This window comes from Kribbella sp. NPDC004138 (assembly GCF_053603655.1).
The window spans coordinates 47,014-68,797 of sequence record NZ_JBSGFZ010000016.1 but is presented as its reverse complement, the minus strand read 5'-3'; the positions used below and the strand labels follow the sequence as shown (position 1 = coordinate 68,797).

The following is a 21,784-nucleotide window of genomic DNA, read 5'->3' as shown; positions in this document are numbered from 1 at the left end:
GTCAGCCCCGCTTCTGCTTGACGATCTGCTCCTGGTCCACGTCCGCCTCGTCCATCGCCTCGGCCGGGGCCTCGCTGCCGAGCAGCGTGCCCTCGGAGGTCTGGAACGTCGGCTTGAACGCCTTCAGCGCGTCCGTGACGGCCTGCGCCTCGTCGTCGCCGAACAGCCCGGACTCGCGGATCGCGTCGAGCACCTTGCTCTCCCGGCGCAGGTAGTCCAGGAAGTCCCGCTCGAAGCGCAGTACGTCGTTCACCGGCACGTCGTCGAACTTGCCCGTCGTCCCGGACCAGATGGAGACGATCTGCTCCTCCACCGGGTACGGCGAGTACTGCGGCTGACGGAGCAGCTGCACGAGCCGCTGACCGCGGTCCAGCTGCCGGCGCGAGGTGGCGTCCAGGTCGGAGGCGAACATCGCGAACGCCTCCATCGCGCGGAACTGCGCCAGGTCGATCTTCAGCGATCCGGACACGTTCTTCATGCCCTTGACCTGCGCGGCGCCGCCGACCCGGGACACCGAGATACCGACGTCAATGGCCGGCCGGATGTTCGCGTTGAACAGGTCGGACTGCAGGAAGATCTGCCCGTCGGTGATCGAGATGACGTTGGTCGGGATGAACGCCGAGACGTCGTTCGCCTTGGTCTCGATGATCGGCAGACCCGTCATCGAGCCGGCGCCGAGCTCGTCGGACAGCTTCGCGCAACGCTCGAGCAGCCGGCTGTGCAGGTAGAAGACGTCACCCGGGTAGGCCTCACGGCCCGGCGGGCGGCGCAGCAGCAGCGACATCGCGCGGTACGCCTCGGCCTGCTTGGTCAGGTCGTCGAACACGATCAGGACGTGCTTGCCCTGGTACATCCAGTGCTGGCCGATCGCCGAACCGGTGTACGGCGCGACGTACTTGAAGCCGGCCGGGTCGGACGCCGGGGAGGCGACGATGGTGGTGTACTCCATCGCGCCGGCCTCTTCGAGCGCACCCCGCACGGACGCGATCGTCGAGCCCTTCTGGCCGATCGCGACGTAGATGCAGCGGACCTGCTTCTTCGGGTCGCCGGACTCCCAGTTCGCCTTCTGGTTGATGATCGTGTCGACCGCGATCGCCGTCTTGCCGGTCTTGCGGTCGCCGATGATCAGCTCGCGCTGGCCGCGGCCGACCGGGATCATGCCGTCGATGGCCTTGATGCCGGTCTGCAGCGGCTCGCGGACCTCCTGGCGGTCCATCACGCCGGCCGCCTGGAGCTCGAGCGCGCGCTCGCCCTCGAGGCCCTGGATCTCGCCCAGGCCGTCGATCGGCTTGCCCAGCGGGTCGACCACGCGGCCGAGGTAGCCCTCGCCGACCGGCACCGACAGGATCCGGCCGGTCCGGCGGACCTGCTGGCCTTCCTCGATACCGTCGTACTCACCGAGGATGACGACACCGATGTCGCGGACGTCCAGGTTCAACGCGATGCCCTGGGTGCCGTTCTCGAACTCGAGCAGCTCGTTGGTCATCGCCGAGGGCAGCCCCTCGACGTGCGCGATGCCGTCACCGGCGTCGACGACGGTGCCGACCTCTTCGGCCGTGGTGTCGGCCGGTTGGTACTCGGTGACGAACCGATCCAGGGCGTCCCGGATCTCCTCCGGCCTGATCGTGAGCTCAGCCATTGTGTTTCCTGCTTCCTTGACCCTTGCTGGCCTGTTGTGGCTCTAAAGGCTTTCCCGACCCTTAGCGCCGCTTATGTCGTTAAGGGGCGTTCAGCCCGCGATGCGCCGTTGCGCGTCGTCGAGCCTGGCCGCGATGGTTCCGTCGATCACTTCGTCGCCGATGTCCACCCGGACGCCGCCGACCACATTCGGGTCGACGATGACGTTCAGCTGGATGTCCCGGCCGTACTGCCGTCCGAGCGCCGCGGCGAGCCGGGTGCGCTCCGCCTCGGTCAGGTCGGTGGCCACCCGCACGGTCGCGATGCTGGCGTTCCGCCGGGCCGCCGCGGCGACCTGGTAGGACCGCATCGACGCCGCGAAGCTGCGGCCACGGCCGTCCACGGCCCGCTCGGCGAGCCGCACCGTGGTGGCGTCGGCCTTGCCCTGCAGCAGTCCGCGGATCAGTCCCTGGCGGTGCTCGACCGGGATCACCCGGTCGCCCAGCTTGTCGGCCAGGCTGCGCTCGGCCGCGACCACCCGGTCCAGCCGGAACAGCTCGTCCTCGACCTCGTCCAGCTTCCGCCGGGTGTCGGCGTAGGCCACCTCGGCCTCGACGCTGAGCAGGTCCAGGGCATCAGCGAGGTCACGGCCGCTGACCCAGCGACCGGACACCGCGGCGGACAGGATCTCCAGCGCCTGGGCGGAGATCTTGCCGCCGAACAGCTGCCCGACGAGCGCGGTCTTGGTCTCGGCCGACCGGGCCGGGTCGGTCAGGGCGCGCCGGAGCGCGCCGTTGCCGTCCAGCAGCTTGGCGATCGAGAACAGCTCACTGCCCAGACCCTCGGCCGGGGCCGCACCCGCCAGGGCCTGCTCGGCCCGGGCGAGTGACTCGTTCGACGCGCCGCGCATCAGCTGTCCGTTCCGACAGCCTGACGGGCGGACTCCGAGGACTCCAGCTCGGCCAGGAAGCGCTCGACGGTCCGGCGCTGCCGGGCCTCGTCCTCGAGCGACTCACCGACGATCCGGCCGGCCAGCGTGGTCGCCATCGTGCCCACCTCGCTGCGCAACGAGGCAACCGCCTGCGTCCGCTCGGCGTCGATCTGGGCGCGCGCGTGCGTGACGATCCGCTCGGCCTCGGCGTTCGCCTGCTCGCGCATCTCCGCGATGATCACCGCACCCTGCTCACGGGCGTCCTCGCGGATCTTCGCAGCTTCCTGCCGGGCCTCGGCCAGCTGCGCGTTGTACTTCTCCAAAGCCGCCTTCGCCTCGGCCTGGGCCGCCTTGGCCTCGTTCATCCCGCCTTCGATCGCCGCGGTCCGATCGGCATAAGCCTTCTCGAACTTCGGTACGACGACCTTGGCGAAGGCGATGGCCAAGAGGACCAGAAAGACGAAACCGAAGATGATCTCGGCAGTGTGCGGGATCAGCGGGTTGACGTCCTCGCCGGCCGCCTCAGCCAGAGGAAGCACCATCGTCATCATGTCCGTGTCCTGTCAGTCAGTCTGGAAAAGGGGTGGATCAGGCGCCGGCCTTGAACACGAACGCCAGCGCGATACCGATGATGGCCAGAACCTCGGTGACGCCGAAGCCGATCCACGCGATCGACTGCAGCTTGCTCTGGGCCTCCGGCTGCCGCGCGGTTCCGTTGATGACCGCCGCGAAGATCAGACCAACGCCGACGCCCGGGCCGATCGCGGCGAGGCCGTAGCCCAGGACGGCGATGTTGCCGGTGATTGCGAGAGCGATGTTGCTCATTTGCGGTGTTTCCTTTCGGTACGGATAGGGGCTATCCGGGTTTCCGTTGCTACGGGTCTATGGGGGTACGGCGAATCAGTGGTCTTCGGCGATGGCGCTGCCGATGTACTGCGCTGTCAGCACCACGAAGATGTAGGCCTGGATGCACTGGACGAACAGTTCCAGTCCGGCGATCGCGAGGCCCATCAGGAAGGTGATGACGCCGACGCCGCCGAGCGCGATGCTGCCAGACTCGAACACCATGTACTCGGCGCCGAGTACGAACACCAGCAGCAGGATGTGGCCGGCGAACATGTTGGCGAACAGCCGCAGACTCAGCGAGACCGGGCGCACCAGGATGTTCGAGATGAACTCGATCGGGATCATCAGCGGCATCAGCCAGACCGGCACACCGGCCGGCATGGTCTGGTGCTTGAAGTAGCCCCACGCGCCGTGCTTGCGGATCCCGACCGCGTTGTAGATGACCCAGCTCATGATCGCCGCCACGTACGCCCAGCCGATGTGGCTGAAGGTCGGGAACTGCAGCAGCGGGACAGTCGCGGCCACGTTGTTCAGCAGGATGAAGTAAAAGAGGCCGCACAGATACGGCACGAACTTCATGTACTCCTGGCTGCCGATCGCGTCGCGGGCGATCGAGTTGCGCACGAAGTTGTACCCGAGCTCGCCGGCGAACTGCAGCTTGGTCGGGACGATCGCGGCCTTGCGGGACGCACCCCAGTAGAACCAGACGATGACGACAACGGTCAGCGCGCTGATCAGGACGGGCTTGGTGAACCAGTCCACGCCGTCGATGATCGGCGGGGTGTCGAAGCTCTGTGGACCGGGTGCGATGAACTCGGTCGGAACGCCGGCGGTCACCGGGTCTCCTCTCGCGTCGTGCTCAAGTCGGACGCCTTGTAGCAAAGGGCAGGGCGGCTCAGGGCATGGCGGTCGGTGAGGATCAGGACCGCGACCCGTACCGGAAGTGCAACATCAAGATGGTGAGCCCGGCACCGAGCACGATGCCCACCGGAAGCAGGAACTGGGTGCCGAAGAGGCGATCCAACCCGAAGCCGATGCCCCCGTAGACGAGGACACCGCCGATCAAGTAGGACAGGACCCGCCAGCCGTCGCCCCCTCCGGGTGATGGCTTCGGATCCTGATGCTCGTTCATTGGCACCCGAAACGTACCAGTCGGCGACAGTTGCGGTCACATCGGGGCCCGTAACTTCCACCACAGCAAGGAAGTTGTCACCCACGGTGCTCATGCCGTCACGTCCTTGTCGAGGTCGTAGATCGGCACCCGCAGCCGCGACCAGGCCCAGATCTCGCCGGCCATCCAGCCCATCACGACCACCATCGCGACCAGGCCGAGGACGGTCAGATTCACGTGCTTGTCCAGGCTGTCCGAGCTCAGCGCGATCGCGAGCAGACCGCCGAAGACCGCGATCCGGCCGGTGTACGACGCCATCGCGACGGCGAGCTGCATCGTCGGGGACGTCTTGCGGGACAAGTGCAGCGCGAGCAGACCGACGCCGGAGAAGACGACCACGATCAGCAGCCCCAGCAGCGCACCCCAGAGGCCGCGCAGACCGGCGGCGACGGTGGACACCGCGGCAGCATTCACACCGACGACCAGGGCGGCAACGAGAGCGCCACGCAACATTGCCAGCGCCGGGTGCTTGGTCGCTTGTCCGGCGGGCTTCGGGCTGTGAGCCGTGGGAGCCATCTGGTGGTTCCGTCCTGCAGGCGGGCTGGTCTCGCGGCCAACTCGTCGGGTGGGCGGGGTCAGGGGTGTCGCTGTTCTTTGCTGGTGCTTGTGAAAACTAGCACAAAGTCTGCACGGTCAGCAAAACGAGACCTCTCCCGCTGTACGCGCCCACCCTATCGGTAGCCCACGCACGCCAGTGGTCTGGTCCCTCCCAGCGCGGATCAGACCTTGGCGAGCGGTTTCCGGGAACGCCTCGGGAGACCGGTCGTCAGGAGCACCGCGGTGACCGCGACGGCCAGCACGACGAGCACCGTCCACCAGGTCAGCACGAGGCCGAGGACCACCACGCCGTACGCGATCAAGGCGGTCCAGAGGTACATCAGCAGGACGGCCCGACGGTGCGAGTGGCCGCGCTGCATCAGGCGGTGGTGCAGGTGCTGCTTGTCGGCGGCGAACGGCGACCGGCCGGCCTTGGTCCGGCGTACGTAGGCCATCGTCAGGTCCAGCGCGGGGATCGCGAGGATCGCGATCGGCAGCACCAGCGGGAGCAGCGCGGGCAGCAGGCTGGAGCCGCCGACCTCGTACGGCACCGCGTTCGGGTCCATCTGGCCGGTCAGGCTGATCGTCGACGCGGCCAGCATCAGGCCGATCAGCAGGGCGCCGGAGTCGCCCATGAAAACCCTTGCAGGGAAGAAGTTGTGCGGCAGGAAGCCGAGGCAGGCGCCGGCCAGAGCGACCGTGATCAGCGTCGAGGTCGTCGCGCGGTCGAGGTTCTCGTGCACGTTCAGCAGGTACGAGTACGTGAAGAACGCGGTCGCCCCGATCGCGGTGACGCCGGCCGCGAGACCGTCCAGGCCGTCGACGAAGTTCACCGCGTTGCACGACACCAGCAGGATGCCCGCGGTGAGTACGGCGAGCTGCGCGGGCGACGGCGAGATCACGCCGCCGGGCAGCGGCAGCCAGTACAACTGGATGCCTTGGACAACGAGTACGCCGACCGCGAGCACCTCGCCGGCCAGCTTGGTGATCGCGTCCAGCTCGTACAGGTCGTCGACCACGCCGACCGCGCAGATCACCACGCCGCCGACCAGGATCGCGCGGGCGTCGTGCGCGACCTGCAGGCTGTTGCCGAGGAACGGCAGGCTGGACGCGACCGCGAAACCGGCGATCAGGCCGCCGAGGATGGACAGGCCGCCGAAGTACGGGATCGGGACCTTGTGCACGTCGCGGGCCCGGACCTTGGCGACCGCGCCGTAGCGCAGCGCGATCTGCCGGGCGACGCCGGTCAGCAGGAAGGTCGTGGCCATCGCCACGAACAGGACCAGCAGGTACTCGCGCACTAGTCCGCAGGCCTCACATCGGGATCGGTCGTCTTCGCCTCATTCTGCTTGGACGCTGCGGCCGGCGCTTCGGTTGGCTCGTCCCCGACCGTCTCGTCCGGCTTCTCCTCGTCGACCTTGTCCTCGACCTTGTCGTCGGCCTTCTCGTCGGACTTGTCCTCGACCTTCTCGTCGGCCTTCTCGTTGGCCTTGTCCTCGGCCTTCTCGTCGGTCTTCTCGTCGAGCTTGTCTTCGGGCTCGGGCGACTGTTCGGGGGTGGGCTCGGCGGAGTCGCCGGACTCGCCGACGACCTCCGGGACGATCGCGCGGAGCTGGTCGAGGGAGATCGCGCCGACGCGGACCACGCGCGGGGTGTCGGTGGTGAGGTCGACGATCGTCGACGGCTCCCCCGCGGTCGCCTCGCCGCCGTCGAGGTACACCGCGACCGAGTCGCCCAGCTGCTCCTCGGCGTCGTACACGTCCAGCGCCGCGGGCCGGCCGGACCTGTTGGCGGCGCTGACCGCGAGCGGCCCGGTCCGGGACAGCAGTTCGCGGGTGTTCTCGTGGTCCGGGACGCGGAGCGCGACCGTGCCCTGGGTCTCCCCCAGGTCCCACATCAACGACGTCTGCGCGTGACAGATCACCGTCAGCGGCCCCGGCCAGAACTCCTCGCAGAGCTTGCGGCCGTTGTCGGGTACGTCGGTGGCGAGCGCGTCCAGCGACTCGACGACCGAGATCAGCACCGGCGGCGGCACGTCCCGCCCGCGCCCCTTGGCGTCCAGCAGCCGCTGCACGGCGTCGGCCTTGAAGGCGTCGGCGGCGAGGCCGTACACGGTGTCGGTCGGGAAGACGACCAGGTCGCCGGCCTCGATGGCGTCCACCGCAGCGCGGTAGGCCGGTGCCAGTTCGTCCCCGGTGAAGTCGAAGCGCTCACTCACGGAGTGAATCGTGCCACTCGCGCAGGCCCGGACTCCAACCGGGCTCTTCCTTACATTCGATTGTCAGCTTTCGCGCCGGAAACCCCGGCGACTCCTTAGGATCCCCGGCATGACTGTGTCGCACGAGTTCCTCGCCGGGTTGCCGAAGGCCGAGCTGCATGTCCACCACGTCGGGTCCGCGTCACCGCGGATCGTGGCCGAGCTGGCCGCGCGGCACCCCGGGTCGCCGGTGCCGGCCGACCCGGCGCTGCTCACCGAGTACTTCAAGTTCAGCGACTTCGCCCACTTCATCGACATCTACCTGTCCGTCGTCGAGCTGATCAAGACGCCTGAGGACGTCCGGCTGCTCACCTACGAGATCGCCCGCGAGATGGCCGGCCAGCAGAACCTGCGGTACGCCGAGCTGACCGTCACGCCGTACACGTCGGTGATCCGCGGGATCGCCGCCGAGGCGTTCTGCGAGGCGATCGAGGACGCCCGGATCGCGGCCGAGAAGGACTTCGGCCTGGTGCTGCGGTGGATCTTCGACATCTCCGGTGAGGACGGCGTGCCGGGCGCCGACGAGACGCTGCGGATCGCCACCAAGGTCCGGCCCGAGGGTCTGGTCGGGTTCGGGCTCGGCGGGCCGGAGATCGGCGTCCCGCGGCCGCAGTTCCAGCCGCACTTCGAGGCGGCGGTCGCGGCCGGGCTGCACAGCGTCCCGCACGCCGGAGAGACGACCGGCCCGCAGACCATCTGGGACGCGGTCCGATTCCTGAAGGCCGAGCGGATCGGCCACGGGACGTCGACGATGCAGGACCCGGCCCTGGTCGACTACCTCGGCGAGCACCGGATCCCGCTCGAGGTCAGCCCGACGTCGAACATCGCCACCCGCGCGGTCGCGTCGTACGACGTGCACCCGCTGCGCGCCATGGTCGACGCCGGCCTGGTGGTCACGATCAACTCCGACGACCCGCCGATGTTCGGCACGGACCTCACCAACGAGTACGCCGTCGCGGCACGGCTGCTCGACCTGGACGAAGCCGGCGTCGGCGAGCTGGCGAAGACGGCCGTGCGGGTGTCGTTCGCCGAGGACTCGGTGAAGTCGGCCCTGCTGTCTGAGATCGACACCTACGTGGCTCAGAACACCCTTTAGCCGACAGACTGCCGCCGGACTGGCCAACCACGCTGCTGTGTGAGGTGTGGTTGGCTGGTCCGGTGCGGAAAGTCTGTGGGGCACTGGCCGTCGCGATGTTGGGTCTGGCGGCCTGCAGTGACGAGCCGGCGCCGGCCGGCCCGCCACCCGCTGCTGCCAGGCCCAGCGCGAGTCCCAGCCCCAGTCCCACTCCCCCGCCCGCGCCTGGCGGGCTGCCGCGCGGCGGGCGGGTGATCTTCCCGAAGCACCAACTCGTCGGGTACGTCGGCCTGCCGGGCTCACCGGCGCTCGGTCCGCTGGACAAGGACCTCGACGCGAAGGCCGCCAAGTTGGACAGGCTGTCCCGCGCCTACGCGGCCGGGCGGACGCCCCTGCCGGTGATGGAGCTGATCGCGGTCGTCGCCAAGGGCTCACGGGGCAAGGACGGCCTGTACCGCGGGCGCACCGACGACGCGAAGATCGAGGAGTACCTGACCGTCGCGCGCAAGCACAAGATGCTGCTGCTGCTCGACATCCAGCCTGGGCGCGCGAAGATCCTGCCCGAGGTGAAGCGCCTGGAGCGGTGGCTGAAGGAGCCGGACATCGGCCTGGCGTTCGACCCCGAATGGGCAGTCGGTCCGGCGCAGGTACCCGGCCGGGTCTTCGGGCACACCACGGGCGCCGAGCTCGACAGCATCGCGGCGTACCTGTCGGGGCTGGTGCAGTCGAACGGCCTGCCGGAGAAGGTGTTCGTGTTCCACCAGCTGTCGACGCGGATCGTCAGCGACGAGAAGGCGCTGAAGCCGCACCCCGGCGTGGTGACGATCAAGTCGGTCGACGGGATCGGCGCCCGGTCCGACAAACTCAAGACCTGGGCGAAGCTGACCACGGGTCTCCCGCCGGCGGTGCACGCCGGCTTCAAGCTCTTCTACACCGAGGATGCCCGGCAGGGTCCGCTGATGACGCCCGCACAGGTGCTGGCGCTGAAACCCCGTCCGGAGCTGGTGATCTACGAATGATCTCGATCGCGTTCGCCAACATCGCCGGCGGCCGCCTGGTCGGCCCGGACGGGTACGACGAGGCCGACCGGACGGCGGACTTCGGGCACGCGCTCGCGGGGCTGCGACCGGACGTGCTGATCGTGACCGAGCTCGCCCCGGACGGCGACCAGCTCGAGCGGCTGGCCGCCGCCGCGATGCCGGGCCGGCAGGCGTACTACGCGCGGCACGGGTTCTCGGATTCGCACATCCCCGGCGTGGCGCGGCTGGGAGTGGGGATCGCATCGGCGTACCCGTTGACCGAGCTGGAGCGGATCGACCTGCCGGACCCGTCGATCGACTTCCTGCACTGGCGGACCGGTGAACCGATGGACCCGCATCCGAAGGGCTTCTTGGTCGCGCGTGCCGATCTCGGATGGCTCGGTGAGGTCGATCTCGTCGGTGGACAGGTGTGTCCGATCCACATGTTCCGCAGCGCGTCGGGTGTCGAGTACACATACCAGGACGGTGCGGGGCGTGAGTACGGGACGGAGCTCACGGCGTACCTGCGGGAGCAACTGGCGGCGCGCGGCGTCCGCCGGGCGGTTGTCGCGGGCGACCTGAACATGCCGAACCCACGCGACGTCTTCGGCGACCCCCTCGGCCTGGTCGACGCGTTCGGCGACCCACCCCCGGTCACCACCCCGGACGGCCGCTCGATCGACCGCCTGTTCTCCACCCCCGACCTGGTCGCCCGCGACGTCGAGGTGGTCCGAGTACCAGGCGCCGACCACTACCCAGTCGTCTGCCGCCTCTCCCTCCGCACCCCCGAGGCGCCCGCAATCGGCCGGATCCGCGAACAGGACCTCGCTCGCCCACCCGCCCGCCCCGCCGCACCCAGCCGCCGCGGTCTCTCGCGCTGATCGGTGCAAGCTCGACAGGACGTATACGCCCACTGGGCGCGTCCGGCGGCTGGTGCGAGCGTGCGGGAAGCGGTCGGCGGCCGACACCTCCTGTCGAGCTGCCGATTCAGACGCGGCGGCCGGTGGTGAACCGGTGGCGGCCGGCCAGGTCCAGTTGGTCGCGGACCTCGGTGTAGAGGGCGGTGGCGGTGAAGACTGCGGGTGCGGACTCGCCTTGGACGTCCGCGTGCTCGCAGGCGAACCAGCCGCCCGGCTTCAGGAGTCGGGCCGCTGTCGCCGCGACGACCTTGATCTCGTCGAGGCCGTCGTCGCCAGACCACAAGGCGAGGGCCGGGTCGTGGTCGCGGACCTCGGCGGTCACTGATTCCCAGGCGGTCAGCGGGATGTACGGCGGGTTGGAGATGACCGCGTCGACCTGACCGTCGAGCTCCGGCAGGCAACCGTCGATGTCGCCCTCGTGCAGGATCGCGCCCGTGCCTTCGAGATTGCGCCGGGCCCAGACGACCGCCTCGGGCGACAGCTCGACCGCATGCACGGTGCTGTCCGGCCGCTCGGTCGCGACTGCACCCGCGATCGCCCCGGATCCGCTGCACAGGTCCACGACCAGCGGGGTCTTCACGTCGGCGATCCGGTCCAGGATCCAGCCGACCATCACCTCGGTCTCCGGGCGCGGTACGAACACCCCCGGCCCCACGGCGAGCTCCCGATACCGGAACGCCGCCGTACCCGTCAGGTGCTGCAACGGCTCCCGAGCCGCCCGCCGCGCGATCAGCTCGTCGTACCGCGCCATCTGTTCGGCCGTGGGCTCACGAAGGTTCAACCGGCTGGAACCAGTAACGAAGGCGAGCAGTTCAGCAGCGTCGAACTCCGGCGAGGCAACCCCGGCCGCTCGCAACCGCGCGGCCGAAGCCGACACAAGTGCCTTGGTGGTCACTGGGACTCGACGGCCTCGAGGCGGGCGGCGAGGTCGGCGTCCGTCAATGCCTTGATGACCGGCTCCAGTTCGCCGCCCAGGACCTGGTCGAGGTTGTGGGCCTTGTAGCCGACGCGGTGGTCGGAGAAGCGGTTCTCCGGGAAGTTGTACGTGCGGACCCGCTCAGACCGGTCGACGGTGCGGATCTGCGACCGCCGGGCGTCACTCGCCTCCTGGTCGGCTGCCTCCTGCGCCGCGGCCAGCAGCCGCGCCCGCAGCACGCGCATCGCCTGCTCGCGGTTCTGCAGCTGGGACTTCTCGTTCTGCATCGAGACCACGATGCCGGTCGGCAGGTGGGTGATCCGGACCGCGGAGTCGGTCGTGTTGACGCTCTGCCCGCCCGGCCCGGAGGAGCGGAACACGTCGATCCGCAGGTCGTTCGGGTCGATCTCGACGTCCACGTCCTCGGCCTCCGGCAGCACCAGCACGCCGGCCGCGGACGTGTGGATCCGCCCCTGCGACTCGGTCACCGGCACCCGCTGGACCCGGTGCACGCCGCCCTCGAACTTCAGCTTCGCGTACGGCGCGTCGCCGGGCTCCGGCGTGCCCTTCGCCTTCACCGCGACGGTGATCGACTTGTACCCGCCGAGGTCGGACTCGGCCGAGTCCAGCACCTCGGTCTTCCAGTTCTGCGACTCGGCGTACTTCAGGTACATCTTCAGCAGGTCGCCGGCGAACAACGCGGACTCGTCGCCGCCCTCGCCCGCCTTGATCTCGAGGATCGCGTCCTTGTCGTCGTTGGGGTCCCGCGGCACCAGCAGCGTCTGCAGCCGCTCGGCGAGCTCCTCGCGGCGCGCGGCCAGCTTGGTCGCCTCCTCGGCGAACGCCGGATCCTCCGCCGCAAGCTCCTTCGCGGCCTCGATGTCGTCGCCGGTCTGCAGCCACTCGTCGTACGTACGGACCACCGGCGCCAGCGCGGCGTACCGCTTGCCGACCCGGCGGGCGTTGGCCTGGTCGGAGTGCAGCTCCGGCTCCGCCATCTGCCGCTCCAGCTCGGCGTACTCCGCCTTCAGCGTCTCAACTGCCTCGAACATGCCGCACTCCTCCTCCCGGACCACCGCCGACAACACAAACCGCGCGCCGGTCCCGCCCAGAACGGGCAGAACCGGCGCGCGGCAGGAAAGCTACTTCTTGGCGTACCGCTTCTCGAAGCGGGCCACCCGGCCACCGGTGTCGAGAATCTTCTGCTTGCCGGTGTAGAAGGGGTGGCACTGCGAGCACACGTCGGCGTGGATGACGCCGTTCTCCGCGGTCGAGCGCGTCTGGAACGTGGCGCCACAGGTGCAGGTCACCGTGGTGTCCACATACGTCGGGTGGATGTCAGCCTTCACAACAACTCTCCTAGGAAGTATCAAGCGCCCCGGGTCGTCCGCACCCCGCGAACGTGAACCGGAACCAGCAAACAAGTGTGCCACGCGAGGCCCCGCCCGGAGAAATCAACCGTCACGGGCGTCCGGTGCGAGGCTGAGACCCGAACCGGCGTCCAGGGACCTGAAATGCCAGGTCCCCGGATGCCATTGCGGGTCTCAGGATGCGGCAGCGGTCGATCAGTCGCCGTTGGTGGTGCTGTGGCTGCTGCCGGTCGACGGGGTGGTCTTGTTGACCTGGAGCAGGAACTCGATGTTCGACTTGCTCTCCTTGAGCTTGCCGATCAGCAGCTCCAGCGCGGCCTGGCCGTCGAGCGCGGACAGCACCCGGCGGAGCTTCCAGACCACCTGGGTCTCCTCCTTGGACATCAGCAGCTCCTCGCGGCGGGTGCCGGAGGCGACCACGTCGATGGCCGGGAAGATCCGCCGGTCGGCGAACTCGCGGCGCAGCCGCAGCTCCATGTTGCCGGTGCCCTTGAACTCCTCGAAGATCACCTCGTCCATCTTCGAGCCGGTCTCGATCAGCGCCGTCGCGAGGATGGTCAGCGAACCGCCGTCCTCGATGTTGCGGGCGGCGCCGAAGAACCGCTTCGGCGGGTACAGCGCGGACGAGTCGACACCGCCGGACAGGATCCGGCCGCTGGCCGGCGCCGCGATGTTGTACGCCCGGCCGAGCCGGGTGATCGAGTCGAGCAGCACGACCACGTCGTGGCCGAGCTCCACCAGCCGCTTGGCGCGCTCGATGGCCAGCTCCGCGACCGTGGTGTGGTCGTCGGCCGGCCGGTCGAACGTCGAGGCGATGACCTCGCCCTTGACCGTGCGCTGCATGTCGGTGACCTCTTCGGGCCGCTCGTCCACCAGCACGACCATCAGGTGCACTTCGGGGTTGTTCGTGGTGATCGCGTTCGCGAGCGCCTGCAGCACCATCGTCTTACCGGCCTTCGGCGGCGAGACGATCAGGCCACGCTGGCCCTTGCCGATCGGGCTGACGATGTCGACGATGCGCGTCGTCAGGATGCCCGGCTCGGTCTCCAGGCGGAGCCGCTCGGTCGCGTACAGCGGGGTGAGCTTGTTGAAGTCCTGCCGCTGCTTGGCGATCTCCGGGTCCGCACCGTTGACGGTGTCGATCCGGACCAGCGGGTTGAACTTCTCCTTGCGCTCGCCCTCCTGCGGCTGCTTCACCGCACCGGTGATCGCGTCGCCCTTGCGCAGGCCGTACCGCTTCACCATCGAGAGGGCGACGTACACGTCGTTCGGGCCGGGCAGGTAGCCGCTGGTCCGGACGAACGCGTAGTTGTCGAGGACGTCGAGGATGCCCGCCGCGGGGACGAGGATGTCGTCCTCGGTGATCGTCGGCTCGGCGTCGTACCGCTCGCCGCGACCGCGGTTACGGCTGCTGTCGCGTCCGCTGTCCCGGCCGCTGTCGCGGGTGCCGCTGCTCTGGCCGTCGCGGGTGCGGTCCCGGTCGCGGCCCCGGCGGCGCCGGCGACGGCCCTCGCCGTCCTCGCCGCGGTCGTTCTGGTCCTGCCGGTCCTGCCGGTCCTGCCGGTCCTGACGGTTCCGCTGGTTGTCACCACGGTTGTCGCGGTTGCCGTCCCGGTTGTCCCGGTTCTGGTTGCCGTCGCGGTTGTCCCGGCCCTGCTCACGGCCCTGTTCACGGTTGCCGTCGCGGTTGCGGTCCCGGTTCTGGTTGCCGTCGCGGCCGTCCCGGTTGGTGTCCCGGTTCTGCTCGCGGCCCTGCTCACGGTTGCCGTCGCGGTTCCGGTCGCGGGTGCGGCCCTGGTTGTCCGCGCGGTCGTCGGCGCGGTCGTCGCCGCGCTCCTCGGCGCGCTCGCCGCCGCGGGTCTCGACCCGCTCGGCGGCACCGGTCGCGGCAGCCGGCTCCGGCTGCGCGGTCTTCGCCGCGGGCGCTTCGACGGCGGCCTCGAAGACGGCACCGTCCTGCCGCGGGTCGTTCTCGGCGTCCTTCTGGGCAGCCGCGCGGGTCCGGCGGCTGCCGCCCTCGCGCTTGGCCGGCGCCTCGGCGGTCTTCGCCGCGGGCGCGTCGGCGGCCTCGTCGAGCGTCGGCTGCGTCGTCTTCGGCTGCGCCTTCGCCCTGGTGCCGCTCGTCGAGCCGCCCGCCGGAGCACCGGCGGATCCGCCGGTCTGGGCGGCCTTGATCGCCTCGATCAGCTGGCCCTTGCGCAGTGCGCCGGTGCCCTTGATGCCGAGCGTCCCGGCGAGCTGCTTGAGCTCGGGGAGTAGCATGCCCTCGAGGCCGCCGCCAGCTTTGCGGCGACGCGTCGCGGTGGTCGCCGCGGCGTCAGCTCCGCTGGAGGCTTCAACAGTTTCTGTCACGTGAGGTCCTTCCCACACGGATCGTCGACGGCCTGCACGGCGCGTCGACCAATTTCACCCACGACCGCACAACGGGCACGTGGGATACAAGAGACTCTCGCTCGATCTGAGTCCTCCCGGACATCTCCGACGCAGGCGGCGCAAGGTCACGTCCACAGGAGGGTCGCCACACAACACAGGGTGCCGGGAGCACAGCCCGGATCGTGACGAGAGCACACCGATCACCTGGAGGGGATCGGGTGAGTCGAGACTAGCACCACTACAGGTCCTTCTGCCGACTCCAGGGGTGACAACGCGTGTCAGCCGTCCGGCATTCCCGGCGTCAGCCCGCCTCCATCGACCAGACCTGTACGCCGACTGGATCGATCTCCAGCTCGTACTTCGCCCAGCCATCAGGCGGCTCCGGCGTACTGCGGAAAAACTGGCTCTGACCTGCGCTTTTGCCGTCGTGACCGCCGAGTACGGCGACTGTCGGACCGGCCCCGCTGACGATCGCGGCGAGCCCGCTGCCGCGCAGTTTGTGGACCAGCGCGAGACTCTCCGGCATAGCCGGTTCGCGGTACTCCTGGTGCAGCCGGTCCTCTGTCGCGGTCAGCAGCAGCTCCGGCCGGCCGGTCACGGCCGCGACGAGCAGCGCGGCCTTGCCCGCGTTGGCCGCGGCGTCGATGTGGGAAACAACGCCCGGCAGCAGTCCGCGCGCCTGTTTGGTCAGCACGCGATTGTCAGGTACGTAAGCGATCGCGGCCAATCCGTCGGCCGGTTCCAGCCGGACCGCGCGGCCCGTTCCGCCTTCTGTCCAAGCGATCGTGAAGCCCCCGAGGGCCGCCGCCGCCACGTTGTCGGGGTGGCCTTCGATCTCGTTCGCGAGCACGACGAGGCGCTCGCGGTCCAGCGGCTCGCCGGCCAGCGCGAACGCTGCCGCGAGCCCGCCGACGATCGCCGCGGACGACGACCCCAGCCCGCGCCCGTGCGGGATCCGGTTCTCGCAGCGCAGCGTGAATCCGGGCACCGGCGCGCCCAAGGCCTCGAGCCCCGCCTGGATCGACCGGACCACGAGATGCGTCTCGTCGAGCGGTACTTCGCCTTCGCCGCAGCCGGTCACCTGCACGGTCACCCCGGATCCGCACGGCGTGACGACCAGGTCGTCGTACAGCGTCAGCGCGAGACCGAAGGCGTCGAAGCCAGGCCCCAGGTTCGCGCTCGTCGCGGGCACCCGGACCCGCACCTGGTCGCACGGCCGCCGGTGGCCGGCGTCCTGCTTGCGATCCGGCTCGGCACCCCTGTCGACCCCGCCCATCTCAGGCGAGACCGGCGATGCGGGCGACGGCGTCGGTGTCGGCCGGCGTCACCGGCGGCTCCTCGAAGCTGACGTGCCCCAGAGCCGTGTCGATGTCCTTCAGGCCGTGGCCGGTGACCGTGATCACCACGGTCGAACCGCCCGGTAGCCACCCCTGCGCCTTCGCGTGCAGCAGACCGGCGACCCCGGCGGCCGACGCGGGCTCGACGAACACGCCTTCGCGGGCGGCGAGCTCACGCTGCGCGGTCAGGATCTGCTCGTCGGTGACCAGCTCGATCCGCCCGCCGGACTCGTCCCGCGCGGCCTCGGCCAGCGTCCAGGACGCCGGGTTGCCGACCCTGATCGCCGTCGCCGCGGTCTCCGGCTTCTCGACGATCGAGCCGCGCACGATCGGCGCCGCCCCCTCGGCCTGGAAGCCCCACATCTTCGGGGTCCGGGTGGCGAGCTTGTCCTCGGCGTACTCCTGGTATCCCTTCCAGTAGGCCGCGATGTTGCCCGCGTTGCCCACCGGGAGCAGGTGCAGGTCCGGCGCGTCGCCGAGCGCGTCGCAGACCTCGAACGACGCGGTCTTCTGCCCTTCCAGGCGGACCGGGTTCACCGAGTTCACCAGCGCGACCGGGTAGTTCTTCCCGAGCTCGCGGACGATCCGCAGGCAGTCGTCGAACCCGCCGTCGATCTGCACCAGCTTCGCGCCGTGCACGACCGCCTGGGCCAGCTTGCCCTTCGCGATCCGGCCCGCGGGGATCACCACCAGCGGCAGCATCCCGGCGCGGACGGCGTACGCCGCGGCCGACGCCGAGGTGTTGCCGGTGGAGGCGCAGACGACGGCCTTGTCACCGGCCTGCGCGGCCAGCGAGATCGCCACCGTCATGCCGCGGTCCTTGAACGAGCCGGTCGGGTTGTTGCCCTCGACCTTGAGCCAGACCTCGCAGCCGCTCTGCTCGCTCAGCCACTGCGCGGCCACCAGCGGCGTCCCGCCCTCGCCGAGCGTGACCACCGGCGTGTCCGCCGACACGGGAAGCCGGTCTCTGTACTCCTCGATCACGCCACGCCACTGGTGCACCATTGAATTACTCGCCTTCCACCCGCATCACACTGCTGACTTCACGGACGATGTCCATGTCCCGCAAGGAATCCACGGTCGCGGACAACGCGGCGTCGGTCGCGGTGTGGGTGACCACCACCAGCTGCGCGTCGCTGCCCCGGCCCTCCTGGCGGACGGTCTGGATCGACACGTCGTGCTCGGAGAACGCGTGGGCCACCGCCGCGAGCACACCGGCCTTGTCGGCCACGTCCAGCGACACGTGGTAGCGGGTCGTCGCGTCGCCCATCGGCCGCACGGACCGCTGGGTGTACGACGACTCGCCGACTCCCGGCACGCCCTTGAGCCGGTTGCGCGCGGCGGACACCAGATCCCCGAGGACTGCACTGGCCGTCGGGGCGCCGCCGGCACCACGACCATAGAACATCAGCTGGCCGGCCGCTTTCGATTCCACGAAAACGGCGTTGTACGCGTCCCGGACGTTCGCCAGCGGGTGGGTGGCCGGGATCATCGCCGGATACACCCGGGCGCTGACCGAGTCGCTCACCTCGTCCAGCTCGCAGATCGCCAGCGACTTCACCACGCAGCCCATCTCCCGGGCCGACGCGATGTCGGTCGCGGTCACCTCGGTGATGCCCTCGCGGTGCACGTCGGCGATCGAGACCCGGGTGTGGAACGCCAGGCTGGCCAGCAGCGCGGCCTTCGCGGCGGCGTCGAAGCCCTCGATGTCCGCGGTCGGGTCGGCCTCGGCGTACCCCAGCGCCTGGGCCTCCTCGAGCGCCTCGTCGAATCCGGCGCCGGTGCTGTCCATCTTGTCGAGGATGTAGTTCGTCGTGCCGTTGACGATGCCCATCACCCGGACCACGTCGTCACCGGCGAGCGACTCGCGCAGCGGCCGCAGGATCGGGATCGCGCCGGCCACCGCGGCCTCGAAGTACAGGTCGCGCTGGTACTTCTCCGCGGCCGCGAACAGCGTCGGGCCGTCCTCGGCGAGCAGGGCCTTGTTCGCCGTGACGACCGAGGCGCCCTGCTCGAGCGCGGTCAGGATCAAGCTGCGGGCGGGCTCCAGGCCGCCGATCACCTCGATCACCAGGTCGAGGTCGCCCCGCGACACCAGCGCCTGCGCGTCGGTGGTGATCAGGGCCGGGTCGACCGCGATGTCGCGCGCGCGGCCGGGCCGGCGGACGGCGATACCGGCGATCTCCAGCCGGGCGCCGACGCGGGCCGCCAGATGGTCCGCCTGCTCGGTCAGGATCCGCACCACCTCGGTGCCGACCACTCCGCAACCGAGCAGGCCTACCTTGAGAGGTTTTGCGTCGTTCATTCGGCGGCCCCCATGTCGAGTCCGAGCAGGTCGTCTTCGGTCTCACGGCGTACGACGACGCGCATGTGGCCGTCCTTGACCGCGATCACCGGTGGCCGCGGCACGTGGTTGTAGTTGCTCGCCATCGAGCGGCAGTAGGCACCGGTCCCCGGGACGGCGACCAGGTCGCCGGGCCGCACGTCCGCGGGCAGGAACTCGGCCTTCACGACGATGTCACCGGCCTCGCAGTGCTTGCCGACCACGCGCGCGAGCGTCGGCCCGGCGTCGGAGTACCGGTTGGCGAGTGTGCAGGAGTAGTCGGCGTCGTACAGCGCGGCGCGGATGTTGTCGCTGATCCCGCCGTCGACCGACACGTACGTCCGGGAGGCGCCGGCGTCCAGCTCGACCTCCTTGACGGTGCCGACCGAGTAGACGGTGCACATCGCCGGGCCGACGATCGCGCGGCCGGGCTCGATCGACACCAACGGAGGCTCGACGCCGAACGCCCGGCACTCGTGCTCGACGATCTTGCCCATCTCGGTGGCCAGCTGCGCCGGATCCGACGGGTCGTCCTGCGTGGTGTACGCGATCCCGAAGCCGCCGCCCAGGTCGAGCTCGGGCATGTCGACGCCGAGCTCGTCGGAAACCCTTGCGTGCAAGGCGATCACGCGCTTCGCGGCGACCTCGAAACCGGACGAGTCGAAGATCTGCGAGCCGATGTGCGAGTGCAGGCCGAGCAGCTCCAGCTCCGGCGCTTCGTTGACCCGGGCAACGGCTTCGTACGCCGCGCCGGAGGTGATCGAGAAGCCGAACTTCTGGTCCTCGTGCGCGGTCGCGATGTACTCGTGGGTGTGCGCCTCGACACCGGCGGTGACCCGGATCATCACCGGGGCGATCACGCCGCGCTCGCCGGCGAGCGCGATCAGCCGGGAGATCTCGTACTGCGAGTCGACGATGATCCGGCCGATCCCGGCGTCCAGCGCGCGGGCCAGCTCGGACTCTGACTTGTTGTTGCCGTGGAACCCGAGCCGCTTCGGGTCGGCGCCCGCCCGGAGCGCGACGGCCAGCTCTCCCCCGCTGCAGATGTCGAGGTTCAGGCCCTCTTCCATCACCCAACGGACGACCGTCGTACACAGGAAGGCCTTGCCGGCGTAGTAGACGTCGAAGTCCTTGAAGGCGTGCTTGAACGCGCGCGCCCGGGCGCGGAAATCGTCCTCGTCCAGCACGTACGCCGGGCTGCCCTGCTCGGCGACCAGGTCGCGCACGTCGACACCGCCGACGACCAGCGAGCCCTCGCCGGTCTTCTTCGCGGTGGACGACCACAGCTGCGGGACCAGGTCGTTGACGTCGCGGGGCGCGCGCAGCCAGGACGGGCCGCGGTGACCGATGTCGGCGTGCAGCGCGCCCGCCTCGTGCGCCCTCACATCCGCTCCGGTGCGGAGACGCCGAGCAGGTCGAGCCCGTTGGCGAGAACGGTCCGGGTCGCGGACACCAGGGTCAGGCGAGCCTTGTGCACCGGCTCCACCTCCTCGTCGCCGCGCGGCAGCACGCGGCAGCTGTCGTAGAACTTGTGGAACGCGGACGCGGTGTCCTCGAGGTACCGCGCGATGCGGTGCGGCTCGCGCAGCTCCGCGGCGGTGGCGACGACCCGCGGGAACTCGGCCAGCGCGCGCAGCAGATCACCCTCGCGCTCGTGGCTGAGCAGGCCCGGGTCGAACTCGTCCAGCTTGATGCCGAGCTCGTCGGCGTTGCGCAGGATCGAGGCCAGCCGGGCGTGCGCGTACTGCACGTAGTACACCGGGTTCTCGCTGGCCTGCCGGGTCATCTCCTCGATGTCCAGGGTCAGCGGGGAGTCGGCCGGGTAGCGGCAGAGGGTGTAGCGGAGCGCGTCGACGCCGCCCTCCTCGACCAGCTCGGCGAGCGTGACGATGGTGCCGGCCCGCTTGGACAGCCGCATCTCCTCGCCGCCCTTGAGGATCTTCACCAGCTGGCCGATCAGGATCTCGATGTTGTGCTCGGGGTCGTCGCCGGCGCAGGCCGCGATCGCCTTCAGCCGGTTCACGTAGCCGTGGTGGTCGGCGCCGAGCAGGTAGATGCAGGTCTCGTAGCCGCGCTCGCGCTTGTTCACGTAGTACGCCGCGTCGGAGGCGAAGTACGTCGGCTCGCCGTTCGACCGGATCAGCACGCGGTCCTTGTCGTCGGTGAAGTCCGTGGTCCGCATCCAGAGCGCGTCGTCCGCCTCGTACAGATGGCCCTGGTCGCGGAGCTTCTGGATCGCGTGCGGTACGCCGTCCTGCTCGTGCAGGCTGCGCTCGGAGAACCAGACGTCGAACTTGGTCCGGAAGTGCTCGAGCTGGTCCTGCTGCTCCTTGAGCTGACGCTCGTAGCCCGCCTCGCGGAACGCGACCAGCTGCTCGTCCTCGGGCAGCTCGGTGATCCCCGGCACCTCGTCGACGATCCGCTTGGCCAGGTCGAGGATGTACTCGCCGTGGTACCCGTCCTCCGGGATCGGCTGCCCGTGCGCCGCAGCCTGCAGGCTGGCGCCGAACTTGTCCATCTGGTTGCCGCGGTCGTTGATGTAGAACTCGCGGCTGACGCTCGCGCCCGCCGCGGCCAGCACCCGGGCGAGCGCGTCGCCGACGGCCGCCCAGCGGGTGTGACCGAGGTGCAGCGGGCCGGTCGGGTTCGCGGAGATGAACTCGAGGTTGATCGTCCGGCCCTGCAGGCTGTCGCTGGTGCCGTACTTCTCGCCGGCCTCCAGGATGGCCTGCGCGACCTTGCCCTGGGCATCGGCGGCGACCCGGAGGTTGATGAAGCCCGGGCCGGCGATCTCGACCGCGGTGATCGCCTCGTCGTCGCGCAGCTGCACGGCCAGCAGCTCGGCGAACTGGCGCGGATTCAGCCCGGCGCGCTTGCCGAGCTGCATGGCGACGTTGGTCGCGTAGTCCCCGTGCTCGGGGTTCTTGGGTCGCTCGACCTTCAGCTCGCGCGGCAGCCCGCCCTCGACGGTGATGGTGCCGTCGGCGGCGAGCGCGGCCAGGGCCTGCAGGATCTTCTCAGCGAGCTGTTCCGGAGTCACCGGATCAGCCTAATGGGCTGCACCCGAAACCCTTGACTCACCATCCACAGCC

The 21,784-nt window shown here is 69.7% G+C and carries 21 protein-coding genes; 3 read left to right on the top strand and 18 right to left on the bottom strand.

Annotated elements, in window-relative coordinates:
• Position 1 precedes the first annotated feature (1 nt).
• The 9 genes from atpA to ACWEOO_RS22860 form a co-directional block, all read right to left on the bottom strand.
• Complete coding sequence (atpA, locus tag ACWEOO_RS22900) at positions 2–1,639, bottom strand: F0F1 ATP synthase subunit alpha (RefSeq protein WP_359929983.1); 1,638 nt, start codon at positions 1,637–1,639, stop codon at positions 2–4.
• Between the two features lie 90 nt (positions 1,640–1,729).
• A complete protein-coding gene (locus ACWEOO_RS22895; RefSeq protein WP_452144713.1) occupies positions 1,730–2,527 on the bottom strand; it encodes a F0F1 ATP synthase subunit delta in 798 nt (265 codons plus the stop codon).
• Complete coding sequence (locus tag ACWEOO_RS22890) at positions 2,527–3,099, bottom strand: F0F1 ATP synthase subunit B (RefSeq protein ID WP_359929979.1); 573 nt, start codon at positions 3,097–3,099, stop codon at positions 2,527–2,529. Before ACWEOO_RS22890 ends, ACWEOO_RS22895 begins: the two co-directional genes overlap by 1 nt.
• 37 nt (positions 3,100–3,136) lie before the next feature.
• Positions 3,137–3,373, bottom strand: coding sequence for an ATP synthase F0 subunit C (gene atpE / locus ACWEOO_RS22885; RefSeq protein ID WP_359929978.1), 237 nt, complete (start codon positions 3,371–3,373; stop codon positions 3,137–3,139).
• 75 nt (positions 3,374–3,448) lie between these two features.
• On the bottom strand, positions 3,449–4,231 hold the full coding sequence (gene atpB, locus ACWEOO_RS22880) for a F0F1 ATP synthase subunit A (protein WP_359929976.1): 783 nt from the start codon (positions 4,229–4,231) through the stop codon (positions 3,449–3,451).
• An 82-nt stretch (positions 4,232–4,313) separates the two neighbouring features.
• A complete protein-coding gene (locus tag ACWEOO_RS22875) occupies positions 4,314–4,526 on the bottom strand; it encodes an AtpZ/AtpI family protein (protein ID WP_359929974.1) in 213 nt (70 codons plus the stop codon).
• 90 nt (positions 4,527–4,616) lie between these two features.
• Positions 4,617–5,081, bottom strand: coding sequence for a hypothetical protein (locus ACWEOO_RS22870; RefSeq protein ID WP_452144712.1), 465 nt, complete (start codon positions 5,079–5,081; stop codon positions 4,617–4,619).
• Between the two features lie 203 nt (positions 5,082–5,284).
• Complete coding sequence (locus tag ACWEOO_RS22865; protein ID WP_355700082.1) at positions 5,285–6,403, bottom strand: glycosyltransferase family 4 protein; 1,119 nt, start codon at positions 6,401–6,403, stop codon at positions 5,285–5,287.
• The gene (locus ACWEOO_RS22860; RefSeq protein ID WP_452144711.1) at positions 6,403–7,320 is read right to left on the bottom strand and encodes an L-threonylcarbamoyladenylate synthase; all 918 of its coding nucleotides are present in this window, start codon (positions 7,318–7,320) and stop codon (positions 6,403–6,405) included. Before ACWEOO_RS22860 ends, ACWEOO_RS22865 begins: the two co-directional genes overlap by 1 nt.
• 109 nt (positions 7,321–7,429) lie before the next feature.
• On the opposite strand from ACWEOO_RS22860, the gene ACWEOO_RS22855 reads away from it, so the two are divergent.
• From ACWEOO_RS22855 to ACWEOO_RS22845, 3 genes are all read left to right on the top strand, one after another.
• Positions 7,430–8,455, top strand: coding sequence for an adenosine deaminase (locus ACWEOO_RS22855; protein WP_359929964.1), 1,026 nt, complete (start codon positions 7,430–7,432; stop codon positions 8,453–8,455).
• A gap of 230 nt (positions 8,456–8,685) precedes the next feature.
• Complete coding sequence (locus ACWEOO_RS22850; RefSeq protein ID WP_452144710.1) at positions 8,686–9,453, top strand: hypothetical protein; 768 nt, start codon at positions 8,686–8,688, stop codon at positions 9,451–9,453.
• Positions 9,450–10,334, top strand: a complete 885-nt coding sequence (locus ACWEOO_RS22845; RefSeq protein ID WP_452144709.1) for an endonuclease/exonuclease/phosphatase family protein — start codon at positions 9,450–9,452, stop codon at positions 10,332–10,334. The genes ACWEOO_RS22850 and ACWEOO_RS22845 overlap by 4 nt, the downstream gene beginning before the upstream one ends.
• A gap of 106 nt (positions 10,335–10,440) precedes the next feature.
• Here the strand turns inward: ACWEOO_RS22845 and prmC are convergent, their stop codons facing one another.
• The 9 genes from prmC to argS all read right to left on the bottom strand — a co-directional run bounded on the left by prmC (position 10,441) and on the right by argS (position 21,732).
• Complete coding sequence (gene prmC, locus ACWEOO_RS22840; RefSeq protein WP_452144708.1) at positions 10,441–11,268, bottom strand: peptide chain release factor N(5)-glutamine methyltransferase; 828 nt, start codon at positions 11,266–11,268, stop codon at positions 10,441–10,443.
• On the bottom strand, positions 11,265–12,341 hold the full coding sequence (prfA, locus tag ACWEOO_RS22835) for a peptide chain release factor 1 (protein ID WP_355700088.1): 1,077 nt from the start codon (positions 12,339–12,341) through the stop codon (positions 11,265–11,267). The genes prmC and prfA overlap by 4 nt, the downstream gene beginning before the upstream one ends.
• A 90-nt stretch (positions 12,342–12,431) precedes the next feature.
• Positions 12,432–12,638, bottom strand: a complete 207-nt coding sequence (rpmE, locus tag ACWEOO_RS22830) for a 50S ribosomal protein L31 (RefSeq protein WP_131291225.1) — start codon at positions 12,636–12,638, stop codon at positions 12,432–12,434.
• Positions 12,639–12,854: 216 nt separating this feature from the next.
• Entirely contained in the window at positions 12,855–15,011 is a 2,157-nt protein-coding gene (rho, locus tag ACWEOO_RS22825; protein ID WP_452144707.1) for a transcription termination factor Rho, read from the bottom strand.
• Positions 15,012–15,333: 322 nt separating this feature from the next.
• Positions 15,334–16,308, bottom strand: coding sequence for a homoserine kinase (gene thrB / locus ACWEOO_RS22820; RefSeq protein WP_452144706.1), 975 nt, complete (start codon positions 16,306–16,308; stop codon positions 15,334–15,336).
• A 1-nt stretch (position 16,309) separates the two neighbouring features.
• On the bottom strand, positions 16,310–17,374 hold the full coding sequence (gene thrC / locus ACWEOO_RS22815; RefSeq protein WP_355700091.1) for a threonine synthase: 1,065 nt from the start codon (positions 17,372–17,374) through the stop codon (positions 16,310–16,312).
• Between the two features lie 4 nt (positions 17,375–17,378).
• Positions 17,379–18,674, bottom strand: a complete 1,296-nt coding sequence (locus ACWEOO_RS22810; RefSeq protein WP_452144705.1) for a homoserine dehydrogenase — start codon at positions 18,672–18,674, stop codon at positions 17,379–17,381.
• Positions 18,671–20,077: a diaminopimelate decarboxylase gene (lysA, locus tag ACWEOO_RS22805; protein ID WP_452144704.1), complete on the bottom strand. Its 1,407-nt coding sequence runs from the start codon at positions 20,075–20,077 to the stop codon at positions 18,671–18,673. Before lysA ends, ACWEOO_RS22810 begins: the two co-directional genes overlap by 4 nt.
• A complete protein-coding gene (gene argS, locus ACWEOO_RS22800) occupies positions 20,074–21,732 on the bottom strand; it encodes an arginine--tRNA ligase (protein ID WP_452144703.1) in 1,659 nt (552 codons plus the stop codon). Before argS ends, lysA begins: the two co-directional genes overlap by 4 nt.
• Positions 21,733–21,784 lie beyond the last annotated feature (52 nt).